At 67.0% G+C, this 25,430-nt stretch carries 24 protein-coding genes; 13 read left to right on the top strand and 11 right to left on the bottom strand.

Annotated features, from left to right (window positions below):
- Positions 1-208: 208 nt before the first annotated feature.
- The 8 genes from MUB46_RS09570 (at position 209) to MUB46_RS09535 (ending at position 9,390) form a co-directional block, all read left to right on the top strand.
- On the top strand, positions 209-646 hold the full coding sequence (locus MUB46_RS09570) for a rhodanese-like domain-containing protein (protein WP_261615677.1): 438 nt from the start codon (positions 209-211) through the stop codon (positions 644-646).
- A 64-nt stretch (positions 647-710) separates the two neighbouring features.
- Positions 711-2,282 carry a chromosomal replication initiator protein DnaA gene (dnaA, locus tag MUB46_RS09565; protein ID WP_261615676.1) on the top strand — a complete coding sequence of 524 codons (1,572 nt, stop codon included), beginning with the start codon at positions 711-713 and terminating at the stop codon, positions 2,280-2,282.
- 137 nt (positions 2,283-2,419) lie between these two features.
- Complete coding sequence (dnaN, locus tag MUB46_RS09560) at positions 2,420-3,538, top strand: DNA polymerase III subunit beta (RefSeq protein WP_261615675.1); 1,119 nt, start codon at positions 2,420-2,422, stop codon at positions 3,536-3,538.
- A 149-nt stretch (positions 3,539-3,687) separates the two neighbouring features.
- The gene (gene recF / locus MUB46_RS09555; protein WP_261615674.1) at positions 3,688-4,848 is read left to right on the top strand and encodes a DNA replication/repair protein RecF; all 1,161 of its coding nucleotides are present in this window, start codon (positions 3,688-3,690) and stop codon (positions 4,846-4,848) included.
- Between the two features lie 187 nt (positions 4,849-5,035).
- The gene (locus tag MUB46_RS09550) at positions 5,036-5,647 is read left to right on the top strand and encodes a LysE family translocator (RefSeq protein WP_261615673.1); all 612 of its coding nucleotides are present in this window, start codon (positions 5,036-5,038) and stop codon (positions 5,645-5,647) included.
- 198 nt (positions 5,648-5,845) lie between these two features.
- The gene (gene gyrB / locus MUB46_RS09545; protein WP_261615672.1) at positions 5,846-8,272 is read left to right on the top strand and encodes a DNA topoisomerase (ATP-hydrolyzing) subunit B; all 2,427 of its coding nucleotides are present in this window, start codon (positions 5,846-5,848) and stop codon (positions 8,270-8,272) included.
- Positions 8,273-8,293: 21 nt separating this feature from the next.
- Positions 8,294-8,674 (top strand): CidA/LrgA family protein, encoded by a 381-nt coding sequence (locus MUB46_RS09540; RefSeq protein WP_261615671.1) that lies wholly within the window; start codon positions 8,294-8,296, stop codon positions 8,672-8,674.
- Positions 8,671-9,390: an LrgB family protein gene (locus tag MUB46_RS09535; RefSeq protein WP_261615670.1), complete on the top strand. Its 720-nt coding sequence runs from the start codon at positions 8,671-8,673 to the stop codon at positions 9,388-9,390. Before MUB46_RS09540 ends, MUB46_RS09535 begins: the two co-directional genes overlap by 4 nt.
- A gap of 3 nt (positions 9,391-9,393) precedes the next feature.
- Here MUB46_RS09535 and pcaG read toward each other — a convergent pair whose 3' ends face one another.
- The 4 genes from pcaG to MUB46_RS09515 all read right to left on the bottom strand — a co-directional run bounded on the left by pcaG (position 9,394) and on the right by MUB46_RS09515 (position 12,362).
- Positions 9,394-9,960 (bottom strand): protocatechuate 3,4-dioxygenase subunit alpha, encoded by a 567-nt coding sequence (gene pcaG, locus MUB46_RS09530; protein ID WP_261615669.1) that lies wholly within the window; start codon positions 9,958-9,960, stop codon positions 9,394-9,396.
- Between the two features lie 2 nt (positions 9,961-9,962).
- Positions 9,963-10,667 (bottom strand): protocatechuate 3,4-dioxygenase subunit beta, encoded by a 705-nt coding sequence (gene pcaH / locus MUB46_RS09525; protein ID WP_261615668.1) that lies wholly within the window; start codon positions 10,665-10,667, stop codon positions 9,963-9,965.
- Between the two features lie 63 nt (positions 10,668-10,730).
- Complete coding sequence (locus MUB46_RS09520; RefSeq protein WP_261615667.1) at positions 10,731-11,495, bottom strand: CoA-transferase subunit beta; 765 nt, start codon at positions 11,493-11,495, stop codon at positions 10,731-10,733.
- Positions 11,496-11,498: 3 nt separating this feature from the next.
- Positions 11,499-12,362, bottom strand: coding sequence for a CoA transferase subunit A (locus MUB46_RS09515; protein ID WP_261615666.1), 864 nt, complete (start codon positions 12,360-12,362; stop codon positions 11,499-11,501).
- A 125-nt stretch (positions 12,363-12,487) separates the two neighbouring features.
- On the opposite strand from MUB46_RS09515, the gene MUB46_RS09510 reads away from it, so the two are divergent.
- Positions 12,488-13,255 carry an IclR family transcriptional regulator domain-containing protein gene (locus tag MUB46_RS09510; protein WP_261615665.1) on the top strand — a complete coding sequence of 256 codons (768 nt, stop codon included), beginning with the start codon at positions 12,488-12,490 and terminating at the stop codon, positions 13,253-13,255.
- A gap of 71 nt (positions 13,256-13,326) precedes the next feature.
- On the opposite strand, the gene MUB46_RS09505 is transcribed toward MUB46_RS09510, so the two are convergent.
- The 4 genes from MUB46_RS09505 to MUB46_RS09490 form a co-directional block, all read right to left on the bottom strand.
- Entirely contained in the window at positions 13,327-13,800 is a 474-nt protein-coding gene (locus MUB46_RS09505) for a phage holin family protein (protein ID WP_261615664.1), read from the bottom strand.
- Entirely contained in the window at positions 13,800-14,186 is a 387-nt protein-coding gene (locus MUB46_RS09500; protein ID WP_261615663.1) for an ElaB/YgaM/YqjD family protein, read from the bottom strand. Before MUB46_RS09500 ends, MUB46_RS09505 begins: the two co-directional genes overlap by 1 nt.
- A gap of 221 nt (positions 14,187-14,407) precedes the next feature.
- The gene (gene kce / locus MUB46_RS09495; RefSeq protein ID WP_261615662.1) at positions 14,408-15,343 is read right to left on the bottom strand and encodes a 3,5-dioxohexanoate:acetyl-CoA acetone transferase; all 936 of its coding nucleotides are present in this window, start codon (positions 15,341-15,343) and stop codon (positions 14,408-14,410) included.
- Positions 15,344-15,377: 34 nt separating this feature from the next.
- On the bottom strand, positions 15,378-16,259 hold the full coding sequence (locus MUB46_RS09490) for a dihydrodipicolinate synthase family protein (RefSeq protein WP_261615661.1): 882 nt from the start codon (positions 16,257-16,259) through the stop codon (positions 15,378-15,380).
- Between the two features lie 225 nt (positions 16,260-16,484).
- Here MUB46_RS09490 and MUB46_RS09485 point away from each other — a divergent pair, with 225 nt between their 5' ends.
- On the top strand, positions 16,485-17,345 hold the full coding sequence (locus MUB46_RS09485; RefSeq protein WP_261615660.1) for a fumarylacetoacetate hydrolase family protein: 861 nt from the start codon (positions 16,485-16,487) through the stop codon (positions 17,343-17,345).
- Between the two features lie 25 nt (positions 17,346-17,370).
- Positions 17,371-18,588 (top strand): multidrug effflux MFS transporter, encoded by a 1,218-nt coding sequence (locus tag MUB46_RS09480; RefSeq protein WP_261615659.1) that lies wholly within the window; start codon positions 17,371-17,373, stop codon positions 18,586-18,588.
- A gap of 9 nt (positions 18,589-18,597) precedes the next feature.
- On the opposite strand, the gene MUB46_RS09475 is transcribed toward MUB46_RS09480, so the two are convergent.
- Positions 18,598-20,733: a transglycosylase domain-containing protein gene (locus tag MUB46_RS09475; RefSeq protein WP_261615658.1), complete on the bottom strand. Its 2,136-nt coding sequence runs from the start codon at positions 20,731-20,733 to the stop codon at positions 18,598-18,600.
- Positions 20,734-21,086: 353 nt separating this feature from the next.
- On the opposite strand from MUB46_RS09475, the gene MUB46_RS09470 reads away from it, so the two are divergent.
- Together MUB46_RS09470 and MUB46_RS09465 are read left to right on the top strand one after the other, a co-directional pair.
- Entirely contained in the window at positions 21,087-21,917 is an 831-nt protein-coding gene (locus MUB46_RS09470) for an MBL fold metallo-hydrolase (RefSeq protein ID WP_261615657.1), read from the top strand.
- Positions 21,918-22,003: 86 nt separating this feature from the next.
- Complete coding sequence (locus MUB46_RS09465; protein WP_261615656.1) at positions 22,004-23,263, top strand: glycosyltransferase family 39 protein; 1,260 nt, start codon at positions 22,004-22,006, stop codon at positions 23,261-23,263.
- A gap of 167 nt (positions 23,264-23,430) precedes the next feature.
- Here MUB46_RS09465 and MUB46_RS09460 read toward each other — a convergent pair whose 3' ends face one another.
- Both MUB46_RS09460 and MUB46_RS09455 read right to left on the bottom strand, forming a co-directional pair.
- Positions 23,431-23,862 carry a GtrA family protein gene (locus MUB46_RS09460; RefSeq protein ID WP_261615655.1) on the bottom strand — a complete coding sequence of 144 codons (432 nt, stop codon included), beginning with the start codon at positions 23,860-23,862 and terminating at the stop codon, positions 23,431-23,433.
- Complete coding sequence (locus tag MUB46_RS09455) at positions 23,859-25,340, bottom strand: UbiA family prenyltransferase (RefSeq protein ID WP_261615654.1); 1,482 nt, start codon at positions 25,338-25,340, stop codon at positions 23,859-23,861. The genes MUB46_RS09460 and MUB46_RS09455 overlap by 4 nt, the downstream gene beginning before the upstream one ends.
- Positions 25,341-25,430 lie beyond the last annotated feature (90 nt).

The raw sequence follows: 25,430 nt of genomic DNA, 5'->3' as shown, positions 1-25,430 counted from the left end.
AAACAAGCGGCGGAGAGCTTTTGTCGTGTCTATACTTTCGGTTGAGATAGTATTTGTGCCTAGCAAGTGTGTGGGCGGAACAGGCGTGTTTTTAGCCTGATATCGGCCCGTCCGGCGATCCGCCGAACGGGTATTGCTTGAAATCGGTAGTGTGGTTCGAGGCCGGGGGCGTGATTGCCTCTCCGGTGGAATGCGGGGCTGTGTGTGGATGTCGGTTGGCGGTTACCAGGCGGATGTGCCGGCCAGCGAAGTCTGGCGCAGGCTTTCCGAGGATCATGATGCGCTCCTCATCGACGTGCGCAGCCAGGCCGAGTGGATGTTTGTCGGTGTCCCCGATCTTTCGTCGATCGGGAAGGAAGCGCTCCTGCTCGAATGGCAGCGTTACCCCGGCATGCTGAGGAACGCGGAATTCGTTGCCCAGCTTCGCGGCGCGCTCGGCGGGCGCGGAGCTGGTGAGGACACGGCACTGTATTTCCTGTGCCGGTCCGGCGGTCGCAGTGCGGCGGCTGCCGCGGCGATGACGGCCGCCGGCTACCGCAACTGCTTCAATGTGGCGGACGGTTTCGAGGGACGTCTCGACGGAACTCGGCACCGCGGGGCCGTAGAAGGCTGGAAGGCTTCGGGTTTGCCTTGGGTTCAATCCTGAGGACGCCCGGCGTTCGGATAACAGGGTCCCGATTTCTGGGGTGTGGTTGGAGAAAGGAAGGAAGATGGACTTGCGAGGACGTGGCGCCTCAGCGCGCCGTCAGGAGGTCGATGAGTTCGACCATCCGGCAGCGCATGCCGGCAGCGTCGCTCTCGAGGGGGCGGACGGATCCAACAACGGCGACGAGGGGCGGACTGTGGGCAAGGGCAGCGGCGATCATGGTGATTCCTGGGGGCGCATAGTCCAGCGTTTACGCGCCGAGTTCGGCGAAGACATCTACCGGAGCTGGTTCCGGGGGCTGGCGTTCGTCGAGCTGTCCGGCATGACCGTGGTGCTTTCGGTTCCCACCCCCTTCCTGCGCATGTGGATCAGAACCAACTACGGCAACCGTCTGCTTGCGCTGTGGCGCGCGGAGAACGGTGGCATCGAGCGCATCGACATTCGGGTGCGCGGCGTGGAGACCGTTCAGCCCGGCGAAAAGCCGGCGATGCCCGCGCTGGTGCGCCGGCCCAAGGAGGAGCGCCCCGTCGAGGCCGCCGGGGCCCGGCTCGGCGCCGTTTCGGCCGCCGCAGAGAGCGCGCTGGAGAGCGCCCCGCTCGATCCGCGCTTCCAGTTCGGTTCCTTCGCGGTCGGTGTCTCCAACAAGATCGCGCACGACACGGCGTTGGCCGTCGCAGCGTCCGGCGCCGAAGGGTCGATGTTCAATCCGCTGTTCATCCACGGTGGCGTCGGTCGCGGCAAGACGCACCTGCTCCATGCCATCGCCTGGAAGGCCGCGGAGGCCAATCCCGGGCGCCGTATCCTCTATATGTCCGCCGACCAGTTCGTGTTCCGCTTCGTCACGGCGCTGCGTTCGGACTCGGCCATTGGCTTCAAGGAAAAGCTGCGCTCGATCGACTTGCTGCTGATCGACGACCTGCAGTTCCTGCAGGGCAAGGCCACCCATCGCGAGTTCGGCCACACCATGAACGCGCTGATCGAGGGCTGCCGTCAGGTTGTCATCGTCGCCGACCGGCCGCCCTCCGAGCTGGACGGTTTCGACGACCGGACCCGCTCGCGCCTTGGCGGCGGGCTCGTCGCCGGCATCGGCAATCAGGAGCTGCCGCTGCGGCGTCAGATTCTCGAGGCCCGCGTCACCACGCTGGCCGAGCGCGGCCAGAAGATCGAGCTGCCTGTCGACGTGCTCGATTTCGTGGCGCGCAACGTCGCCTCGAATGGCCGCGAGCTCGAAGGCGCGCTCAACCGGCTGGCCGCTTACAGCTGCTTTGCCGGGTTGCCGATCACGGTCGAGCTCGCCGAGCGGGCGATCCGCGATCTCGTCGCCGCCCAGGAGCGTCCGCAGATCCGTATCGAGGACATCCAGCGGGTCGTCGCCGTCCACTATCAGGTCAGCCGCTCCGATCTGGTATCCAGCCGGCGCACCCGCGCCATCGTGGTGCCGCGGCAGATCGCCATGTATCTCGCCAAGGTCCTGACGCCGAGATCCCTGCCGGAAATCGGCCGCCGCTTCGGCAACAGGGACCACACAACGGTCCTGCACGCGGTCCGCAAGATCGAAGGCCTGATCGGTCGCGACCAGTCGCTTGCCCGCGATATCGAGTCGCTCAGGCGGCGGATCGAGGACGGGGAGGGCTGAAGCCCTCCCTTTACCTCTCCGGCTCTTGCAAAAGCCGCGCATTCTGGGCAAGTTCACTTCCCTTTCCCCGTAGGGGCATGGGGTGAACACGCCGGCCGGTTTCCCGATCGGTTGGCGAGACGACAGGATTCCTGATCATGCGTGTCACGCTCGAACGCGCCGCGTTCCTAAAGTCGCTCGGTCACGTGCACCGCGTCGTGGAGCGGCGCAACACGATACCGATTCTTTCGAACGTGCTGATCCGAGGCGACGGCGCCGCGTTGCAGCTCAAGGCCACCGATCTCGATATCGAGGTGGTCGAGACGGCGGCCGCGGACGTCTCGCAGGCTGGCGCCACCACCGTGCCGGCCCATGTCGTCTACGACATCGTCCGCAAGCTTCCCGACGGCGCGCAGGTGGCGCTGGAATCGGGGCCGGATTCGAGCACGATCGTCTTGTCGGCCGGCCATGCGCGCTTCTCGCTCCAGACGCTGCCGGAATCCGACTTCCCGGACATCACCGCCGGCGATTTCAGCCATCGCTTCGTCGTGCCGGCGTCGGCGCTGAAGCGGCTGATCGACAAGACCCAGTTCGCCATCTCCCAGGAGGAGACGCGCTACTATCTGAACGGCATCTACCTGCACACCGTCGACGACGGCGAAGGCCTGATGCTGCGCGCGGTGGCGACCGATGGCCATCGCCTTGCCCGTGTCCAGACCGAGGCGCCGGACGGATCCGACGGCATGCCGGGCATCATCGTGCCGCGCAAGACCGTGCAGGAGCTGCAGCGGCTTCTGGAGGACCCGGAAGAGACGGTCGGCATCGAGTTGTCGGCCAACAAGATCCGGTTCACCATCGGCCAGATTGTGCTGACGTCCAAGCTGATCGACGGCACCTTCCCCGACTACGGGCGCGTGATTCCGACCGGCAACGACAAGATCATGAAGGTCGACCGCGAGTCGTTCGCCCGGGCGGTCGACCTCGTGTCGACCGTGTCGAGCGAGCGCGGCCGCGCGGTCAAGCTCGCGATCGGCGACGAGCGCCTGGTGCTGACCGTCAACAACCCCGATTCGGGCAGCGCCACCGAGGAGATTTCCGTCGGCTATTCGGCGGATGCCATCGAAATCGGCTTCAACGCCCGCTATCTGCTCGACATCACCTCGCAGCTCGAATCCGGCGAGGCCCGCTTCGAGTTGGCCGATCCCGGTTCGCCGACGCTGATCTGTGACGAGGACGACCGGTCGTCGCTTTATGTGCTGATGCCCATGCGGGTGTGAGGCGCGGTCCGCATCGCGCAGGAAACGCATCGCGTTTCGGGCGAAAAGCGCGCGCGGCCTGACGCCAAGCGCCGGAGCGCCCGCCGAAACGGGCAGAAGAGAGGGCACCGGCCCTGCCGAGTTCAGGTTTTTCGACGTCCGGATTCTCCTTGGGCGAAGCCGATAGCGGTTCGGGCCGCGACCGGGTTGCGGTCGTCCGCCTGACGCTCACCGATTTCCGCAACTACGCGCATCTGCGGCTCGACCTCGATCCTCGCCCCGTCGTGCTGACCGGCGCCAACGGGGCCGGCAAGACCAATTTGCTCGAAGCCGTATCCTACCTGACGGCCGGCCGCGGGATGCGCGGCGCCCAACTCGACAGCGTGATCCGCTTGGGCGCCGAGGCGTTCGCGGTCGCCGCGACGATTTCGCGTCCCATCGGTCCCGATGAACCCGGCGAGATCGACATCGGCACCGGCTATCGTCGTGGCGACAGTGGCCGTGTCGCCCGCGTCAATCATGAGCCCGCGCCCGCTGTCGGCACGCTTGCCGAGCTCGTTCGCGCCCTCTGGCTCACCCCGTCGATGGACGGCCTGTTCACCGGCCCGGCATCCGACCGGCGCCGCTTCCTCGATCGTCTGGTTCTGACGCTCGATCCGGGGCACGCTTCCCGCGTCGGCGACTTCGAAAAGGCGATGCGCCAGCGCAACCGTCTCCTCGAGGACCAGCGTCCCGACGCGCGCTGGCTCGACGGGATCGAGCAGGCGATGGCCGAGCTCGCCGTGGCGGTCGCTACCGCGCGCGCCCAGGCGATGGCAAGGCTGACCGACGCCCTGAACGAACGCGCCGGCGGCGTCTTTCCCGATCCCGATATCGCCATCGTGGGGGACTTCGAGGCCACCCTCGACGGCCGTGCCGCCGTCGATGTCGAAGCAGAATACCGGGCGGCGCTGCAAGGTGCCCGCCGCCGCGACGCCGCGGCCGGCCGCACGCTGCTCGGTCCGCACCGCTGCGACCTCGCCGTTGCCCACCGCGCCCGCAACGTTCCCGCGGCGCTTGCCTCCACCGGCGAGCAGAAGGGCCTGCTGATCGCCCTGATCCTCGCCCACGCCCGTCTGGTGCGGGAGGCCTCCGGTGGTGTCGCCCCGCTGCTTCTCCTTGACGAGGTCGCCGCCCATCTCGACGACATGCGGCGCGCCGCCCTGTTCGCCGAGATCCTCGCGCTCGGCTCCCAGGCCTGGATGACGGGCACCGATCGCGCGCTGTTCACGGATATCGCCGCCGACTCCCAGGGGTTCGAGGTCGCCAACGGCGCCTTGTCGGCAATCTAGCCGCGATGTCCGCTATAGGCCGCCGGCGCGTGTCGTGCGCGGCTGATGGCGTCGCCGACAGGGCGGCGACGGCGCCCCGGTTCCCGACCGGGACCGGGGTTGCCTCCATGGGGTATAGGGGCATCGCGACCCCGCCACGGCACCGTGGCGCTTCTCCGGCTACGGATTTTGCTGTAGCAAGGTCGTCATGGACTGGACGAGCCTTCTCACCTTCGCCGCGGCGCTTGCGCTTGCCGCGGCCATTCCCGGGCCCGGCGTCGCCGCCGTGATCGCCCGCGCCCTCGGTGCCGGCTTTCGTCCGACCGTGCCTATGGTCCTCGGCCTGATCGCAGGCGATCTCGTCTATCTGTCCTCTGCCGCTCTCGGCCTCGGCGTCATCGCGGCGACCTTCGGTGGCCTGTTCACGCTGATCCGCTGGGCGGGCGCGGCCTATCTGGTCTATCTGGCGATCCGTCTGTTTCTCGCCCGCCCGGAAGCCGGGGCGCTGCCGGTCCGCGGCGGGCGGCGGTCCGGGGCTTTCCTCGCCGGCCTGTTCGTCACGCTCGGCAACCCCAAGGTGATCCTGTTCTACCTTGCCCTGCTGCCGACCATCATCGATCTGGGTGGCCTGACGGCGCTGGGATTCGTTGAGCTGTCGGCGGTCGTGGCGGTGGTTCTGCTCGGTGTTATCGGCGGCTACGCCGCGCTGGCCGCGCGTGCCCGGCTGCTGTTCGAGAGCCCGGCCGCCCGCCGCATCCTCAACCGGGTCGCCGGCGTCACCATGATGGGCGCGGCGGCAGCGATCGCGACTCGCTCGTAACCCGTCGATATGCGTTCCGGGGGTTTGCCGAAATCCGCCTGAATCCCCATATATCAATCAGCGAATTTCATCCGGCGGGGCTCGGCAAACGACCCCCCGAAATGCTAGGATGTCATTGATTCTAAATCACCTTCCGGTGCGCCTCGCGGCTCAGGCCGACTGAAGCACAGCGCCCCGAACAGGAACACGGAACAAAGAATGCAGGAAAACGAGCCCGGAACTGAGCGCAGTTCCGATTACGGCGCCGAATCCATCAAGGTTCTCAAGGGTTTGGAGGCTGTCCGCAAGCGTCCGGGCATGTATATCGGCGACACCGATGACGGGTCCGGCCTGCACCACATGATCTACGAGGCCGTCGACAACGCCATCGACGAGGCGTTGGCGGGGCACTGTGACCGCGTCGACGTGATCCTCAATCCGGACGGGTCCGCGACGATCCGCGACAATGGCCGCGGCATTCCCACCGAGATGCACGAGGAAGGCGTTTCCGCTGCGGAAGTCATCATGACCCAGCTGCACGCCGGCGGGAAGTTCGACCAGAATTCCTACAAGGTCTCCGGCGGCCTGCATGGCGTCGGCGTGTCCGTCGTCAACGCCCTGTCGTCCAAGCTGACGCTGCGTATCTGGCGCGGCGGCAAGGAGCACGTGATCGTGTTTCGCGACGGCACCGCCGAGGCGCCGCTGGCCGTGGTCGGCGACGCCGACGGCATGAGCGGCACCGAGGTCACCTTCCTGCCGAGCCCGGCCACCTTCACGATGACCGAGTTCGACTGGCACACGCTCGAGCATCGCCTGCGCGAGCTCGCGTTCCTCAATTCCGGCGTTACCGTCGCGCTCGTCGACAATCGCGGCGTCGAGCCGAAGCGCGAGGAGATGTTCTACGAAGGCGGCATCGAGGAGTTCGTGCGCTGGCTCGATCGCGCCAAGTCGCCGCTCATCGGAGCGCCGATCGTCGTTCGTGGCGAGCGCGACGGGATCGTGGCGGAGGCGGCGATGTGGTGGAACGACAGCTACCACGAGAACGTGCTGTGCTTCACCAACAACATCCCGCAGCGTGACGGCGGTACGCATCTGGCCGGCCTCCGCGCCGCGCTGACCCGCCAGGTCACGGGCTATGCGGATTCCTCCGGGCTGTTGCGCAAGGAAAAGGTTTCGCCGACCGGCGACGATTGCCGCGAAGGCCTGACCTGCGTCTTGTCGGTGAAGGTTCCCGATCCGAAATTCTCGAGCCAGACCAAGGACAAGCTGGTCTCCTCGGAGGTGCGCCCGGTCGTCGAGAACGTCATCAACGAGGCCCTGGGCACCTGGTTCGAGGAACATCCCGCCGATGCCAAGACGATCGTGTCCAAGGTGGTCGAGGCCGCTGCCGCCCGCGAGGCCGCGCGCAAGGCGCGCGAGCTGACACGTCGCAAGGGGGCGCTCGAGATTGCCAACCTGCCCGGCAAGCTCGCCGATTGCCAGGAGCGCGATCCGGCAAAGTCCGAGCTGTTCATCGTCGAGGGTGACTCGGCCGGCGGCTCCGCCAAACAGGGCCGCAACCGCGCCAACCAGGCGGTGCTGCCCCTGCGCGGCAAGATCCTCAACGTCGAGCGCGCCCGTTTCGACAAGATGCTGTCGTCCGACCAGGTCGGCATGCTGATCACCGCGCTCGGCACCGGCATCGGCGAGGACTTCGACATCGCCAAGCTGCGCTACCACAAGATCATCATCATGACGGACGCCGACGTCGACGGCGCCCATATCCGCACGCTGCTGCTGACCTTCTTCTACCGGCAGATGCCGCAGATCATCGAGAACGGCCATCTGTTCATCGCACAGCCGCCGCTCTACAAGGTCAAGCGTGGCCAGTCCGAGCAGTACCTGAAGGACGAGCGCGCGCTCGAGGACTATCTGATCGGCAGCGGCCTGGACGACGCCTCGCTGACTCTGGCGAGCGGAGAGGTGCGGTCGGGCGCGGATCTGCGCGCGGCGGTCGACGAAGCGCGTTCGCTCGCCAAGACTGTTGAAGGTTTGCACGGCCGCTACCACCGTACCACGGTCGAACAGGCCGCCATCGCCGGCATCCTCAACGCCGACACCGCGAAGTCGGAGGAAGAGCGCCAGCAAGCCGCGGCCTATGTCGCGCGCCGGCTCGACCTTCTCTCCGACGAGACCGAGCAGGGCTGGATAGGCATTCCGACCGAGGATGGCGGCTATCGCTTCGAACGCGAGGTCCGCGGTGTCAAGGAAGCCTCCTTTATCGACCTGGCGCTGCTGAATTCGGCCGACGCCCGAAGGCTCGACGCCCACACCGGCTTCCTCCAGGAAGTGTTCGGCAAGGCGGCCGTCTTCCGCCGCAAGGACGCCGAGAGCGAGATCCGCGGGCCTACGGCGCTGTTCAAGGCGATTATGACGGCTGGTTCGAAGGGGCTCACGCTGCAACGCTACAAGGGCCTCGGCGAGATGAACCCGGATCAGCTCTGGGAGACGACGCTCGACGTCAACGCCCGTACGCTCCTGCAGGTCAAGGTGCGCGAGGCGACCGACGCCGACGAGATCTTCACCGAGCTGATGGGCGACGTCGTCGAGCCGCGCAAGCGCTTCATCCAGGAAAATGCCCTGAACGTGTCGAACCTGGACGTGTAGTCCGATGCTGGGGGCGGGGCCATGATCGCCGCCCTCACCATCCTGCTCTCCTGCCAGCTCGCCGGGGAGGTCCTCGTCTGGCTGACCGGCCTGCCTGTTCCCGGCCCCGTATTGGGACTGGTGATCCTTCTGGCCGGTATCGGCGTCACAGGTCGCATCCCGCAGGATCTGCGCGAAACGGCGACCGGCCTGCTGTCGCACCTCTCGCTGCTGTTCGTGCCGGCCGGCGTCGGCGTCATGCTGCATTTCGAGCGCATCGGTACGGAATGGCTGGCGCTGCTCGCCGCTCTCCTGCTGTCGACCTGGGCGACGATCGCCGTGTCCGCGCTGGTCTTCGTCGGCGTGGCGAGGATGGTCGGTGGCGCCGATGCCGATGCGCCCGAGGACGAGGGTCCCCGATGACCGGGCCCCTCGGCGACGTCTGGGTCTATCTGTCCGCCACTCCACTCCTGTGGCTGACGGCGACGCTTGTCGCCTATCTGATCGGCGTCACGCTGTTCGGCCGGCTCGGCCGCAACCCGGTGGTACAGCCCGTCGCCGTCGCCATCGTTCTTCTCGTCGCGGTGCTGCTGGTCAGTGGCACGGCCTACGACGTCTATTTCGACGGCGCCCAGTTCGTGCATTTCCTGCTCGGCCCCGCGACGGTGGCGCTGGCCGTGCCCCTGTTTTCGCAATGGAAACGCGTGAAGCGCGCCGTCCTGCCGATGGCGGCCGCCCTCCTAGCCGGTTCGCTCACGGCTGTCGTCAGTGCGGTCGGCATCGCGGCGATGCTGGGCGCCAGTCGCGAAAGCGTGCTGTCGCTGGCGCCGAAATCGGTGACGACGCCGATCGCCATGGGCATCGCCGAGAAAATCGGCGGCCTGCCGTCGCTGACCGCCGTGCTCGTCATCCTGACCGGTATCATCGGCGCGATGACCGCGACGCCGCTGCTCAATCTGTTGGGGCTGAAGGATTACGCCGCGCGCGGCTTCGCCGTCGGCGTCGCCTCCCACGGGATCGGCACGGCACGGGCCTTCCAGGTCAGCGAGCTTGCCGGCGCCTTCGCCGGCATCGCCATGGGCCTCAACGCGCTGGCGACGGCGGTGATCGTGCCGCTGCTGGTCCGCCTGTTCGGCTGACGCCTACGCCTCGAAGAACTGCGTCTCGTTCCCGCCCTGCAGGATGATGTCCCAGTGATAGTGGCCGTCGCCCTTGTTCTTGGCGATCAGGCTGTGCCGCGCCGCCGCGTCCTCGATCACGTTGAGGAGCGGATCGGTGTCGTTGAGCGGTTCGCCTTCCAGATAGATCCGGGTGACGAGCTGCTTCAGCAATCCGCGGGCGTAGACCTGCACCAGGATATGCGGAGCCTGCAGCGCGTTGCCGCGGCCTGATACCGGACCCGGCCTCACCGTGCGGAAATGGAAGCGGCCTTCGGGATCGGTGGCCACGCGGCCGAAGCCGCGGAACCCGGGATCGATCGGCTTGTCCTGATCGTCTTCGGGATGGTCGTATTTGCCGGCCGCGTTGGCCTGCCAGATCTCGATCATGCAGTCCGGCACGGGCTCGCCGTCCCCGTCCAGGACGTGGCCTTCGATGACGATGCGCTCGCCCTCGGACTCGGTTCCGGCCAGATCGTCGGCCTCGTAGGTGTCGGTCAGGCCGAAATGGAAGAACGGCCCGACCGTCTGCGACGGTGTCGTCTTCGACATGGTCAGTCCTCCATCGGTGTGGCTTCGCGGCCACGAAGCACGATGTCGAACTTGAACGCGAGCGCCCATTCCGGCTGGGTGGCGTCGAGGTCGAAGCTCGAGATCATCCGTTGCCGCGCCCGTTCGTCGGTGACCGAATTGAAGATCGGGTCGAACGGGAACAGCGGGTCGCCGGGGAAATACATCTGCGTCACCAGACGCTGCATGAAGCTCGTCCCGAACAGCGAGAAATGGATGTGCGCGGGTCGCCAGGCGTTGTGGTGATTGCGCCAGGGATAGGCGCCCGGCCTGACGGTGACGAAGCGGTAATAGCCGTCATCGTCGGTCACGCACCGGCCCGCGCCGGTGAAGTTCGGATCGATCGGTGCGGGATGCTGGTCACGCTGGTGGATATAGCGGCCGGCCGCGTTGGCCTGCCAGATCTCGACCAGGCTGTTGCGCACCGGGCGGCCGTCCTCGTCGAGGACGCGACCGTGCACGATGATCCGCTCGCCGAGCGGCTCCCCACCGTGCTGACGGGTGAGATCGGCCTCCTCCGGCCTGACGCCCTCGTGGCCGTAGACCGGGCCGGTGATCTCGCTCAGCGTGTGCGGAAGGATCATCAACGGTCGCTTCGGCACGCGCAGCGGGTTCGACCGATAGTCCGGAAATGGATGCGCGGGCGCGCTGTCCGGCGTGATGAGGCGGTATCCTGGTGCGTCGCTCATCGGTTGCTGCTCCTCCTCGTTGCGGCCGATATCGTTCCCCGGCGATATCGGGCCGGACGCCTGTCAGGCGGCGTGGGCGCGGCGCGTGCGCTCCTGAAGCGCGCGCAGCGTTTCCAGTTCCTCTGCCGTCGGGGCGGGCGTTTCGACAGCCGTCTCCGCAAAGCGGATCGGCCAGCCGCACGCCTCTGTAATCTGGTCCCTGGCGACGCCCGGATGGATCGAGACGACGGTCAGTTCCTTCGTCTCCGGGGCGGGCTCCAGGATGCACATGTCGGTGATCACCTTGGTCGGACCCTTGGTCTTCAGGCCCAGGCGCTGGCGATGGTCGCCGCCCTCGCCGTGGCCCATCGAGGTGATGAACGCGAGGTGATCGACGAAGCCGCGCGGAGACAGCGCCATGGTGATGAAGATTTCGCCGCAGTGGCCGGCGATCTCCGGCGCGCCGCCGCCGCCGGGCAGGCGAACCTTCGGTGCGTCGTAGGGCCCGACCACGGTCGTGTTCAGGTTGGCGAAGCGGTCTATCTGCGCGCCGCCCAGGAAGCCGAGCGTGATGTGGCCGCCCTGCAGCCAGTAGCGGAACATCTCCGGCACGGAGACCGTCGTCAGCGCGGTGTCGCACAGTTCGCCGTCGCCGATCGACAGCGGCAGCACGTCCGGCCGCGTGCCGATCGTGCCGGATTCGTAGATCAGCGTGATGTTCGGGGCATGGGTCAGCCGGGCCAGGTTGCAGGCCGCCGACGGCGCGCCGATGCCCACGAAGCAGACGTCCTCGTTCCGCAGAGGCCGTGCCGCGGCGATCGTCATCATCTCGTTCGCGGTATGATCCATCGTTCAGGCTCCCCGTGCCGTGGATCCGTCGGCCGCGTAGCGGGCATAGGCTTCGGGCCCCTTGTCGAGAACGTTGTCCTTCATCCAGGCAAGGAATGTATCGCGATCGCGCGCGATTGGATCCCATGCCTTGTAGTACGCATTGTCGCGCTTGTAGTAGCCGTGCGCATAGGACGGATGGGCGCCACCCGGCACTTCGGCGATCGCCGTGACCGCCCAACGCGGCAGGATCACGGAATTGGGGGAGATATCGCCGAAATCGTCGACGACTTCCTCGACCGTGACGACCGAACGCTTCGCCGCCAGGACGGCTTCCTTCTGCACCCCGACGATGCCCTCGAACAGGACGTTGCCCTCCCGGTCGGCCTTCAGCGCGTGGACGATGGCGACATCGGGCCGGATCGCGGGAACGGTCGCGAGCTCCTCGCCGGTATAGGGGCAGGTGACATGCCGGATCGTCGGGTTCACCTTCGGCAGGTCGGTGCCGACATAGCCGCGGAACACCGCGAACGGCAGGTTCGCCGCCCCTGCGTCATAGGCGTTCGCCATCGCCGCGTGGCTGTGCTCCTCGATCTGGAGGCGATGCGGCCAGCCGTTCTCCACCGCGTCGCGCAGGCGATGCAGCGAGCCGACGCCGGGATTGCCGCCCCAGGAGAAGACCAGCTTGTCGGCGCATCCCATTCCGATCAGCTGGTCGTAGATCAGGTCCGGCGTCATCCGGTACAGCGTCAGGCGCTTGCGCCCCTGCCTGATGATCTCGTGTCCCGCCGCGTAGGGGATCAGGTGGGTGAAGCCTTCCATCGCGACGCTGTCGCCGTCACGGACGTTTGTTCGTATCGCCTCGGACAGAGACGTGATTGCAGCCACGGATCTTCCCTCGAGTTTTCCGGCCGACATGGCCAAACTGATTTGAGCTTCCGACGACCCGTTGCGTCAACGGCCGAGTTCGCATATCGATAATATGTTCGTCATCCGAACTTATGGGAGGCGCCGTGGCCGTCCGTGACGAAACCGTTCAGTCCCTCGTGCGGGGGATCGCCGTTATCCGCAGCTTCGACGCCGGTCATCGCCATCAGACGATAACCGATGTCGCCGCCCGCACCGGCCTGACGCGCGCCGCCGCCCGCCGGTTCCTGATCACCCTGTGCGAAACCGGCCTGGCCAGGAGCGACGGCAAGCATTACGAGCTCACGCCGGCGATCCTGGAGCTGGCGCAGTCCTACGTCTCGTCTGCGAGTGAGCTGGAGATCGTGCAGGATGTGCTTCGCGGCCTGTCGGAGCAGTTTGACGAATCCGCGTCCGCGGCGATGATGGACGGCACGGACATCATCTATGTCGCCCGCGCGCCGGCCCGCCACCGGATCATGACCATCGGCCTGGGATTGGGCACGCGCCTGCCGGCCCACGCCACGTCGATGGGCCAGGCGCTTCTGTCGCTGATGCAGCCGCGCGAACTGGAGATCTACCTGAGCAAGGCCAAGCTAACGCCGCTCACGCCGCACACCCTGACCACGCGGACCGCTCTGCGCCAACGCATCGACGAGGTGCAGGACCGGGGCTATGCCATCGTATCGGAAGAGCTAGAACTCGGCCTGCGCTCGATCTCGGTGCCGGTAAGGAACCGCAACGCGCGCTCCAACATCGCCATCAACATCTCCGCGCAGGCCGCGCGCGTCTCCGCCGACGACATGGTCGAACGCTTCCTTCCCGCCCTGCAACGGGCGGTCCGGCACATCGAAATCGCCATGGACAGCCGCTGAGAGGCGAACGGACCGACTTTAGGCTTGCAAGGACGGTCAGGCGATTTCCCGGGTGGCCGAACGGCCGGGGGCTACTTGCCCCGCCCCATCATCATGCCGACGACGAAGGCGCCGAGCACCAGCTCGTAACCCTTTGCGTCCTTGCCGAAAATCGCGCCGACTGCCTCGGCCTCCGCCGCCAGCCGTGCGATGTCGTCGTTGGCATTGCGGTTTGACGAGCCTGCTGCCGCGCGACCCTGATCCGAGGTGCGCGCCGGACGGCCATGCCTGTGCGAACCGCCGGAAACCGCGATCAGGAGGGCGATCAGCGTCAGGATCAGCGTGACGCCGGCGACGATCAGGGCGGCGATATACGGTGCCGTCTGGGTGCGCAGCCACAAATAGAATGCGAGTTCCGCGAACACGATGACGCCGGCGAACAGGACCAGGGCGATCCCGAGGAACACGGCGCGCCGGACGGCATCGCGCACCACGGGACGGGCGGCATCGGCGGCCATGTCCACGGCCGTCGATGTCGCCATCCTGACCAGACTGGCGATCGGCACTAGTTCCGGCCCCGCGAGGCCATGCCGATCAGGAAGCCGAGGCCGACCGCAATCAGGACGGCCGTCAGCGGATTGCGATTGATCGTGCTCTCCAGCTCGTGGCCGATCGCGCTGGCGCGTTCGCCGGCGTGGCGAACGCTATCGTGGCCGCGCGCGCTGAGATCCTCGGCAAGCGTGTTGACCCGGCGCGACAGCTCGTCGATCTCATTGAGAATGCGATCCCGGCCTTCACCGGCGCCGGCCCTGGCGAGGTCGCCGGCGGCGGAATTGATCTCGGATAGATCCTCGCGCAGCCGCGCGAGCCGGTCGGTCAGCCGATCCCAGTTTTCGGCAACCGATTCGCTCGAAGCCGATTTGCTGCCGGCGCTGGCCTTCTGGGCACTCATGACGACACTCCCTTGTTCCTTGCCGCTGCATTGGCGGTGATTATAGCCGAACGGGCTTAAATTACTCCTATGCCCCATTTGCTCCTATGCCCGGCGCGCGAGCCCGCGGGTGACGGAGCTGGACACGCACAGACGTCCGCGCCGACGTCCACGCGGCCGCCCGGACAACGCGACCTACGGCCGAAAGTTCCCAAATCCGGCCGCGTGAGCTGGGGAATACCCTAGAACCCGACCCTATCGGCGCCCTTGAGATCCAACATGACGCGGGCCTCTTCCGGCGTGGCGATCTGAAGCGACAGATCCTCCATGATGCGGCGGATCTTGGCGACCTGCGCGGCGTTGGTCTCGGCGAGCGTGCCCTTGCCGAGATAGATCGAGTCCTCGAGACCGACGCGGACGTTGGCGCCCATCGTCGCGGCCATCGAGCAGAACGGCAGCTGGTTGCGGCCCGCCGCCAGGATCGACCAGCACCACTCGTCGCCGAACAGCTTGTCGGCGATCCGGCGCATATGCATCACGTTCTCCGGATCCGCGGCGATGCCGCCGAGGATGCCGAAGATCGTCTGCACGAACAGCGGCGGCTTGACGAGCTTGCGGTCGAGGAAGTGGGCGAGATTGTAGAGGTGGCCGACATCGTAGCACTCGAACTCGAAACGGGTGCCGTGGGCGTCGCCGAGCTCCTTCAGGATGTATTCGATGTCCTTGAAGGTGTTGCGGAAAATGTAGTCGCGCGAGTTCTCGAGATGCTGCCGCTCCCAGGCGTGCTCGAAGTCGGGATAGCGGTCGAGCATCGGATACAGGCCGAAATTCATCGACCCCATGTTGAGCGAGCACATCTCGGGCCTGGCGCGCAGGGGCGCGGCGAGGCGCTCCTGGACGGTCATGCCGTGGCCGCCGCCGGTGGTGATGTTGATCACCGCGTCGGTGGACTGCTTGATGCGCGGCAGAAACTGCATGAACACGTCGGGATCCGGCGTCGGCTTGCCGTCCTGCGGGTCGCGCGCGTGCAGGTGGATGATCGAGGCGCCGGCCTCCGCCGCGCCGATCGAGGCCTCGGCGATCTCGCCGGGCGTGACCGGCAGGTGCGGCGTCATCGTCGGCGTGTGGATCGAGCCGGTGACGGCGCAGGTGATGATTACTTTGTCCTGCTTCTTCATGCTTCCTCCCAAAGCAGCCGGTGCGCGATGTCGGCTATGACGACAGCCTCTCCAGATCCTCCAGCAGTGGCTTGATCTGGTCGTCCGGCAGCGCCCTCAGCGGCGGCCGCACCGCGCGCCACGAGGGCGCGCCGTAGCGATCCGCCAGCACGGCCTTGATTGCCGCGATCAGCGGTCGTGCCTCGACGGTCTTGCGATAGGCGACGATTTCCGCGTGGCGGTCGTCGGCGCGCCCGGGATCGGTTTCGTCGATGACGGCGCGGATCGCCCTGGCGTTGAGATTGCCGGTCGCGGTGATGCAGCCCGCCCCGCCCTTCCGCAGGCCCGGCAGCAGAAAGGTCTCCGATCCCGGATAGATGTCGAGGTCGGGGCAGGCCGCAAGCAGCGCCTCGGTGTTGGCGAAGTCTCCAGACGAATCCTTGACCCCGACGATGATGCCGGGGAAGGCGTCGGCCAGCCGCCGCACGAGCGGTACCGGAAAGCCGACCTGGGCGACCGGCGGGATGTGGTAGAGGATGATGCGCGGATGAAGGGGCTTCAGCTCTTCGACCAGCCAGGCCATCGCGTCGAAGACGCCGTCCTCGCTGACCGCCTTGTAGTAGTAGGGCGGCAGCGTCATCACCGTTTCGCAGCCCTGCTCGAAGGCGTGGCGCGACAGCGCGATCGTTTCTGTCACCGCCGGGCAGCCCGTGCCCGGCATGATCCTGTCCGCGGGGATGCCCGCCGCGATCAGCCCTTCCAATGTCGCCATCCGTTCGGGCGCCGAGAACGAGGTGGCCTCGCCGGTCGTGCCGAACAGGGCGATGGCGTCGGCGCCGTCGGCCAGCAAAGCATGGCAGTGGGCGGCGAGTCGTTCCAGATCGATCCGCCTGTCGGCGTCGATGGGGGTGGCGGCGGGGACGAGCAGCTTGGCCATTGTGCGCTCCGGTTCACGTGGTCGGCGCTTCCGAATTCCGGGCCGTGTATACACCGGCGGCAGCGCCGCGTGGAGTATGGAAACCGCCCTGCCGGGCAAAATCGTTTGTTCGCAAACCGAATTGACGCGGGCGGGCCGGTTTCCTAAGCGTGTCCGGGAAGGCCTCGCAGACCCGAGCGGAGGTCTCGGCCGCAGCCCGTACGCCGGACCGATCTGGAGACCGTCATGCGTATCGTCAGTTTCTCGTCCGGTGGACGGATGTCCTGGGGGGCCGTCGTCAATGGCGGCATCGTCGACCTGGCCGCGCGGCTTTCGGCGTTTCCCACGGTTCGTGCGCTGCTCGAAGCCGACGCCCTCGACAAGGCCCACGCCGCCCTCGAGGGCGCCACGCCGGATCTGGCGCTCGACGCGGTCACGCTGCTGCCGCCCGTCACCGATCCCGAGAAGATCCTCTGCATCGGCGTCAACTACGCCAATCGCAACGCCGAGTACAAGGACGGGGCGGAGGAGAAGTCCTATCCGAGCATGTTCGTGCGCTTCCCCAATTCGTTCGTCGGCCACGGCACGCCGATCGAGCGTCCCCCTGTCTCCGATCAGCTCGACTACGAGGGCGAGATCGTGCTGGTGATAGGCAGGGCCGGGCGCCGCATCCCGGCCGACAGGGCGCTCTCCCATGTCGCCGGCGCGACGCTTGCCAACGAAGGCACGATCCGCGACTGGACGCGCCACGCCAAGTTCAACGTCACCCAGGGCAAGAACTTCGACCGCACCGGTGCGATCGGCCCGTGGATGGTGACGTCCGACGCGATCGATCTGGCCGCGCCCCTGCACCTCACCACCACCGTCAACGGCGAACTGCGTCAGGACGATACCACCGCAAACATGATGTATTCGTTCGCCCGCCTGATCGAATACATCACCACGTTCGCGACCCTGAAGCCCGGCGACATGATCCTGACGGGCACGCCGACCGGCGCCGGCGCCCGCTTCGATCCGCCGCGCTGGCTCACGCCCGGCGATGTCGTCGCCGTCGCCGTTCCCGAGATCGGCACCTTGTCGAATTCCGTGATCGACGAGCCCCGTTGATACGGTCCGCAGCGAGTAGAGTCCGATGACGTTCAGGCCCGACACGATCGCGCTTACGGCCCTGCTCGGCCTGCTCACCGCGCTGGGCCCGCTGTCGACCGACATGTATCTGCCGTCGCTGCCGTCGCTGACGACCGAGCTCGGCTCGACGCCGACGGAAGGGCAGCTCACCCTGTCGGCCTTTCTGATCGGCTTCGCCTCGACGCAGATCTTCTACGGCCCGCTGTCGGACCGTTACGGTCGCCGCCCGGCGCTCCTCGTCGGGCTGTCGATCTTCGTCCTCGCCACCGTTCTCTGTGCGATCGCCCAGTCGATGCCGCTGTTGATCGCGGCGCGTTTCGCCCAGGCGCTCGGCGCCTCCGGCCCGATCGTGCTTGCTCGCGCGATCGCCCGCGACCTCTATTCGGGCCGCCGGGCCGGCCAGGAGCTGGCGATGATGGCCTCGATCATGGGCATCGTCCCGACCGTCGCCCCGGCGATCGGCGGTGTGCTCGAAATCACCTTCGGCTGGCGCTCGACGTTCATCGTGGCAGCCGCGATCGGCCTCATCCTGTTCGCCGCCGTCGCCCTGCGCCTGCCGGAGACGCGACCCGACAGCGGTGCGCCGTCGACGCCGCTCGGGATGATCCGCATCTTCGGCCGACTGATCCGCGATGCGCGCTTCCTCGTCTACGTGTCGCTGGTCTGCCTGAGCTACGGCTGCATCTTCGTCTTCATCTCGGTGTCGTCCTTCATCCTGCAGGGCCTCTACGGCCTGTCGCCGATCGGATTCGGCGTCTCCTTCGGCCTGTGCAGTCTCGGTTACATCGGCGGCACGATCGCCGGTCGCCACGTCACGGGCCGTTTCGGCATCGACGCCGGCATCGCCGTCGGCATCACCCTGATGGCGCTCGGCGGCGTCGCCACGCTCGCGGTCGTGATTGCCGATGTCGGCGGGGTCTATTCGGTCGTCGGCATGTCGACGGTCGTGTTTGCCGGCGTGGGCGCCGCGCTGGCCCAGTCGATGGCCGGCGCGCTGATGCCGTTTCCGGGCAATGCCGGCGCGGCGTCCTCGCTGATGGGGGTCTGCCAGATGACCTTTTCCGCGCTCGCCGGCGTGCTCGTCGCCGGCATCCTGGACGCCGGGTTGTTCGCCAACCAGGCGATGCCGCTCGCCGTCGCCCTGGCTGCCCTCGGTCTTGCCGCGGCGGCCGTGTATCTGGGCGGCTGGAAGGTTCGCGCGGCCGCGCGCGCGGGCGAGTAGCCGGCCCGGCTAACCGCCGAACAGTTTCTTGAAGAAGCCGTTCTGGCCGAACAGGCCGCCGCCACCGCCCTGCTGGGGCGCTTGCGCCTGCACCGGCCTGCTCGGATCGTAGGTCGGGCCTTGAGGACCCGGGTTGCCCTGCAGCCACGGCAGCGTCTCGTCGACGGCGTACTGCGTGCCGGTGCCGGGGATGTACTCGCCGGGCAGGTCGGCCATGGCGAGCCCTTCGTGCGCATCGGCCATGAAGTCGTGCCAGACCGTTGCCGGCAGGTTGCCGCCGGTCACCCTCTTGGTCGGCTTGCCGTCGTCGTTGCCGAGCCAGACGCCGGTGACCAGATAGGCGGTGTAGCCGATGAACCAGGCGTTCTTGTATTCCTGGCTGGTGCCGGTCTTGCCGGCCGCCGGCCAGGCATCGAAGCCCGCGCGCCGTCCGGTCCCGTTCTCGACGGTTTGCTTCAGCATGTAGTTCATGGCGCCGACCGTCTCCGACGACAGGACCTGGCCGGGACCGTCGCCGTTGCGCTCGTAGAGGACCTTGCCGTCGGCGGTGCGGATGCGGCGGATCACGTAGGGCACGGCCCCGTAGCCGCCCGAGGCGAGTGGCACATAGGCGCCGACCAGCTCCAGCGGCGTGACGTCCGAGGTGCCGAGCGCGATCGACATGTTTTCCGGGATGTCCGAGCGGATGCCCATCCTGTGGGCGACGTCGATGACCTTGTCGACCCCGACCTCCGACGTCAGCCTGACGGCGACCGTGTTGATCGAGTCCTTGAGAGCCTCGGTGAGGGTGATCGGACCGCGATACTTGCCGTTGTAGTTGCCCGGAGACCAGTTGCCGAAGGAAATCGGTCCGTCGGTGCGCAACGTGTCGGGCGAGAGGCCCGCCTCGATCGCGGCGGCATAGACGAATGTCTTGAACGAGGAGCCGGACTGGCGCTTCGCCTTCACCGCGCGGTTGAACTGGCTTTTCGTGTAGTTGCGGCCGCCGATGATGGCGCGCACGGCGCCGCTGGTGTCCATGGCGACCAGCGCGCCTTCCGAGACGCCCTTCTCCTTGCCATGCTCGTCGATCACCTTGACGAGCGCGGCCTCGGCGGCTTCCTGCATGCGCATGTCGATGGTGGTGTCGACGACCACGTCCCCGCGCAGCTCACCGATGAACGAGGGCACCTGTTCCCATATCCAGTCGGCGACGTAGCCGGCGGATTCGCCCGGCGTGCGCGGCTTCACCTCGGCCGGACTGATCAGCGCGAGCTTGGCTTCGTCGTCGGTGAGGTAGCCGGCCTCGACCATGGCGCTCAGCACGGTCTGGGCCCGTTGTTCGGCAAGATCGGGATTGCTGGTCGGCGCATAGCGCGACGGCGCCTTGAGCAGGCCGGCGATGGTCGCGGCTTCGGAAACCGTCACTTCGCGCGCCGATTTGCCGTAATAGGTCCGCGCCGCGGCCTCCACGCCGGTGGCGCCGGCGCCCAGATAGACGCGGTTCAGGTACATCTCGAGGATCTGGTCCTTCGAGAACTTGTGCTCGAGCCACAGCGCCAGCAGCACCTCCTGCACCTTGCGGCGGATGGTGCGCTCGGGCTTCAGGAACAGGTTCTTGGCGAGCTGCTGGGTCAGCGTCGAGCCGCCCTGCACCACGCCGCCGGCGGTGAAGTTTGTGACGGCCGCGCGGGCGAGCCCGATCGGGTCCACGCCGAAATGGGAATAGAAGCGGCGGTCCTCGATCGCCATCACCGCCTGTGGCAGATAGGGCGGCAGTTCGAACAGGCGCACCGCCTCGCCGCCGGTCTCGCCGCGATTGCCAAGGACCGTGCCGTCGGCGGCGACCACCATGACGTTGGCCGGGCGGTCCGGCACCGCCAGTTCCTCCGGCGGCGGCAGGGTCATCGCGAAATAACCGACGACGCCCATCACGGCGATCAGACCCCAGACGCCAAGCACCGCGGTCCAGTAGGCCATCCGGCCGATCGTGCGGCCTATGCCGCCGCGGGCCGCGGCGCGCTTGGTCTTTTTGGCCTTGCGCGGCTTGGCGCGGCGGGTGGATGCCGGAGCCTTCCCGGATTTTTTCGACGACTTCGGCTTCGACCGATGGGTCGGTCCGCCGGGCCGGTCTTCGGGGCTCAGTCTGAGGTCGTAGGGGCTCATGCGCGTCCTGTCGATCGCGCCCCGACGGGCACGGCAGTTCAGTAGGGTCGAGTACGCCCGATACCCGTTCGCTTTTCAGAGGGAACGGTATGGTGCGGGTGCTGCCGGCCGAAACGCACTACCGAACATCAGCCGGCTGCATCCGCACGCAAATGGCAAGCTAATTTCGGCCGCTTAAGGGCGAGTTAAGGTTGAGAAAATGGCAATCCGTCTTTGAACCGGGATGCGTGGCACTGCGGCAACAGTGCCTGAAACCCCAGGGATCACGGGAATTTCACCATGCCGGGATGGCCCGGGCGAAGATCGCGTGAGACACTGCGGCGGGTACCGGGCCAACCGACAGGGAGCGCGCGATGTTCGCGCTGGGTTTCGTCGCGAAGGGGTTCGCCGCGTTCGTGATTCTCTCGGGTGCCGTTTCCGGGGCGCTCGCACAGGACACGGAGCCGGAACGCTGTCCGCGCCTGATCGCCTTCGAGGCGCTGCCGGTCGTTCCCGCCGCGCTCCGGCTGGCGCAGGGCACCGAGCAGGGCGAAAGCACGGTGCGGCTTACCTATGTCGGCCATTCCACGTTCTTCATCGAAAGCCCCGCCGGCGTGACCATCGCCACGGATTACAACGACGGCGTACGTCCGCCGGTGACCCCGCGCATCGCCACCATGAACATCGCCCATTCCTCGCATCGCTCCTACAGTCCCGATCCGGGCATCGAACACCTGCTGCCCGGCTGGGGCCAGGACGGCGAGCCGGCGAAGTGGGAGTTGACCGTCGACGACGTCTGGCTCAGGAACGTCACCACCAATATCCGTGGCGGCGCGGCCGGCGTCACCCGGGACGCCAATTCCATGTTCGTCTTCGAGGTGGCGGGCCTTTGCATCCTGCATCTCGGCCATCTCCACCACGTCCTGACCGACGATCATCTGAAGGCGCTCGGCCGTATCGACGTGGTGCTCGCCCCGGTCGACGGCAGCTATACCCTCGATGTCGAGGGCATGATCGAGACCCTGCAGAAGCTGCAGGTGCCGCTGGTGATCCCTATGCACTATTTCGGGCCGACGACGCTGAACCGTTTCCTCACCCGCATGGGAGACCACTACGAGGTGGTGCTGAGCGACACGCCGTCCGTCACGCTGTCGCGCGATTCCCTGCCTGTGCAGCCGACCGTGCTGGTGCTGCCCGGCTACTGAACTGCCCCGCGGAAGATCTCAAACGCTTGGTAACCCGGCACCGGTAAGGTCCGGGCGATCAGGCAGACTTCTATGGCGGTTTTCCCATGAGCGCGATCACCGATCTGAAATCCGCGGGCGACGGCCTTCTGCGCCGTCGCGGCCTGGTACTGTTGGCTTTCGCCGCGCTGATGGCGGCCCTGCTGGTCGCCGGGCTTGCCATGCGCGCCCTCGGCGAGGCGGGCGAAGCCAATACCTACGCGCTGCTCGCCGAGGCTTTCCTCAATGGTCGGCTCGACGTCAGCGGCTGTTTCGACGAGGACTGCGCGATCTACGCCGACAGGATGTGGGTGATCTTCCCGCCGGCCCCCGCGGTTCTGGTCATGCCCTTCGTCGCGCTGTTCGGACCTGGATTTTCCGGCTTCATACTGCTGGCGATGCTTTTGACGGGGATCTCGCTCGCCCTTTGGTGGCGGATCCTCGGTCATCTGGGACTCGACCGCGAAACCGCCGTCTGGCTTGTCCTCGCCCTCGCCTTCGCAACGCCGCTCTATTACGTCACGATCCGCGGCGACGGCGTCTGGTTCTTCGCCCAGACGGTCGCCTTCCTGGGCATCGCCGTCGCGATCCATGAGACCGTGCGCGGCGGCAGCCTGGTCCTGGCCGGCGTCGCCATCGGCGTGGCGTTTCTCAGCCGTCAGATGTCGATCTTTATGCTGCCGTTCCTGTTCGCGCTGGCATTGCGCTCCGAGGAGCCGCTGATCTCGTTCCGCTGGCCGCACTGGCGCCGGGCGCTCGCGCTCGGCCTGCCTGTCGCCGCCGCCGTGCTGATCTATTTCGCCTACAACTATGTCCGCTTCGGCAGCCCGACCGACACCGGCTACGGCTACATGATGCCACCCTCTGCCGGTGCCGAGACCATGTCGACGCGCCGGATCGACGAATACGGCCTGTTCAGCTCGGCCTACGTGCTGTTCAACGCGCTGTACCTGTTCGTCCAGGGCTTCCACCTGCAGTTCGGCGGTGAGACCCTGACGGTGCCCGAAGCGATGGACTCGGCGGGCACCTCTCTGCTCGCCGCAAGCCCGTTCGTGCTGCTTGCCGTCTTCGCGCCGATGCGCCGCGCCGTGGTGATCGGCCTTGTGATGATCGCGGTGATGGCCGTGCCGATGCTGTTCTATCACTCGAACGGCTTCTCCCAGTACAACGTCCAGCGCTACGCGCTGGACTGGCTGCCGATCCTGTTCGTGATCCTCGCCTTCGCGCTGACCGATCGCCTGCGCCCGGCGCTGCAGGTGCTGGTCACCTACGCGATCGGGCTCAATGTCGTGACGATGGTCATGCTGGCGCTGACGACGGGCGGGTGACGCGGTCGTTTGGGGCCTCGGCTTCGGGCTTATTGAGCCCTCCTCACCCGTGAGGTTTTCCCGGGTCGCCGCCGCGACCACACCCACCTGTCCTCATCCTGAGGAGCGGCGAAGCCGCGTCTCGAAGGATGGCGCCAAGAAAGGTGTGACCAGAAAGACGGAGTTCGTCAGGCCGACGGCGCCCTGGCGGCGTGGCTGATCCGGAAGGTCAGGAACTTGTGGCCCACGAAGTTGGCCGCCGCGCCGACGCCGATGGCGATGCCGTGGCCGGTGGCGAGCGGCATGAACGTGTAGCCGATCGCCGGGAACAGCCGTTCGACCAGCGCCATCGCCACGCTCCATACGATCACCGCGCCCATGAGGTTGACGGCGAGAAAGATCGCGACCTGCGGCCCGATCGCCCGGTCGGAGCCGGGGAACACGTAGGCCCGATAGAGCGTGAAGCCCGCCGTCATGCCGATCGCGTAGGCGACGAGGATCGCCCAGGAGAACGGCAGGACCAGCGACAGCGGGAATCGCACCAGCCAGTTGATCGCCGCCGCCAGCCCGCCCAGCAGCAGGAAGCGGAAGACCTGCGAGCCGGCGATGAAACGGATCATGCGCCGATCCCGTACCAGCCGGCCAGGAAGGCGGCGACGATGCCGAGGCCCAGCAGGATCGAGGTACGGTCGCGCACCGCGAAGGCGACCGGATCGTCGTTGAGCTCGCCGCGCTGGCACAGGAGCCAGATGCGCCCGATCCACAGGAACAGGATCGGCGGGAATGCCCACAGCCACACCGGATTGGCGTAGAGCCCGCCGGGGAAGGCGTCGTTGATCAGGTAGAGCACCATGATCATGACCGCGCCGAGACCGCTGGAGACACCCATCGACAGGATCAGCGGCCCGTCGCTGGACAGATAACCGCGGCCGGCGATGCGCAATTCCCCGAGGGTGGCCATCCGCTCCGCTTCCGTGTGCCGCTTGGCGAACGACAGCGAGGCGAACAGGAACATCGAGAAGACCATCAGCCAGGGCGAAACCACGACACTCGCGGCGACGACGCCGAGGCCGAGCCGCAGCGTGAACAGGACGGCCAAGGTGAACGCGTCGACGATCGGCTGACGCTTCAGCTGCATCGAATAGGCGACGGTGACGACGAGATAGACCGCGAGCACGCCGACGGCCTTCATGCCGACCAATGCGGCCAGCGCGAATGCCACGGCGAAGCCGACCGGCAGCGCCGCGACCGCGGTGACGACCGGCAGCCGCCCGCTCGCCAGTGGACGTTTGCGTTTCGACCAGTGCTTGCGGTCGTCGGGCAGGTCGAACAGGTCGTTTAAAAGATAGGTGGTGGAGGCGAGCACGCCGATCGCCACGAAGGCGAGCGCGGCATTGGCCCAGGCGGCGGGATTGGCGAACTGGCCGCCGAGCACAAGCGGTGCGAACACCAGCGCGTTCTTGGCCCATTGGTGCAGCCGCGCCGATTTCACCATCGCGCGGGTGACACTCGGACGCGGGAAAGAGGCTTCGACGGGCCCGAGGCGCGCCGCCTTGCGCGCGACCGCGGGGCTCGCCTCGACGACGACGACCGAAGCCGCCCTCTTCCACACCGCGAGGTCGGCCGCGGAGTCGCCCGCATAGGCGAAGCCGTCGGGGAACAGCTTGCAGAGCGTCTCGGCCTTGGCCGCGCCCTTCAGGTTGGTCACGCCGTCCGAGGCGACGACGCGGTCGATGAAGGCGAAGCGCTTGGCGATCCGGGTGGCGACGAACCGGTCGGAGGCGGTGGCGAGCACGACCGTTCGCCCCTTGGCCTTCTCGGCGGCGGCATAGTCGGCCAGCTCATGGTTCACCGGCAGGGAATCGACATCGACGGTGACGGCTTCCGCGAGCTTGCGCTTGAGCGCGGCACGGCCCTGCATCAGCCAGCGCATCAGCTTGAACACGCCCAGCGGGTTGCGCCGCAGGAAAGCCAGCGCCGTCTCGTGCAGCATGTCGCAGCGGATCAGGCTGCGGTCGAGGTCGAGAACCAGCGGGACCGGGATTTCGCTGACGGGCGTCTCGTTGACGCGCGCGGCGGAGCCTGCATTCGCGGACATGGAAGTGGCCTGTTGACGTCCCAATTCGTTGGATGCATTCGACCACGGCCGCCTTCAAAGGTTGGTTAAGACCGGGACTGAGTTTCGCGT

Source organism: Microbaculum marinisediminis (assembly GCF_025397915.1).
Lineage (GTDB): Bacteria > Pseudomonadota > Alphaproteobacteria > Rhizobiales > Tepidamorphaceae > Microbaculum > Microbaculum marinisediminis.
The sequence above is the reverse complement of the archived record's forward strand: the minus strand, read 5'-3'. Positions and strand labels throughout refer to the sequence as shown.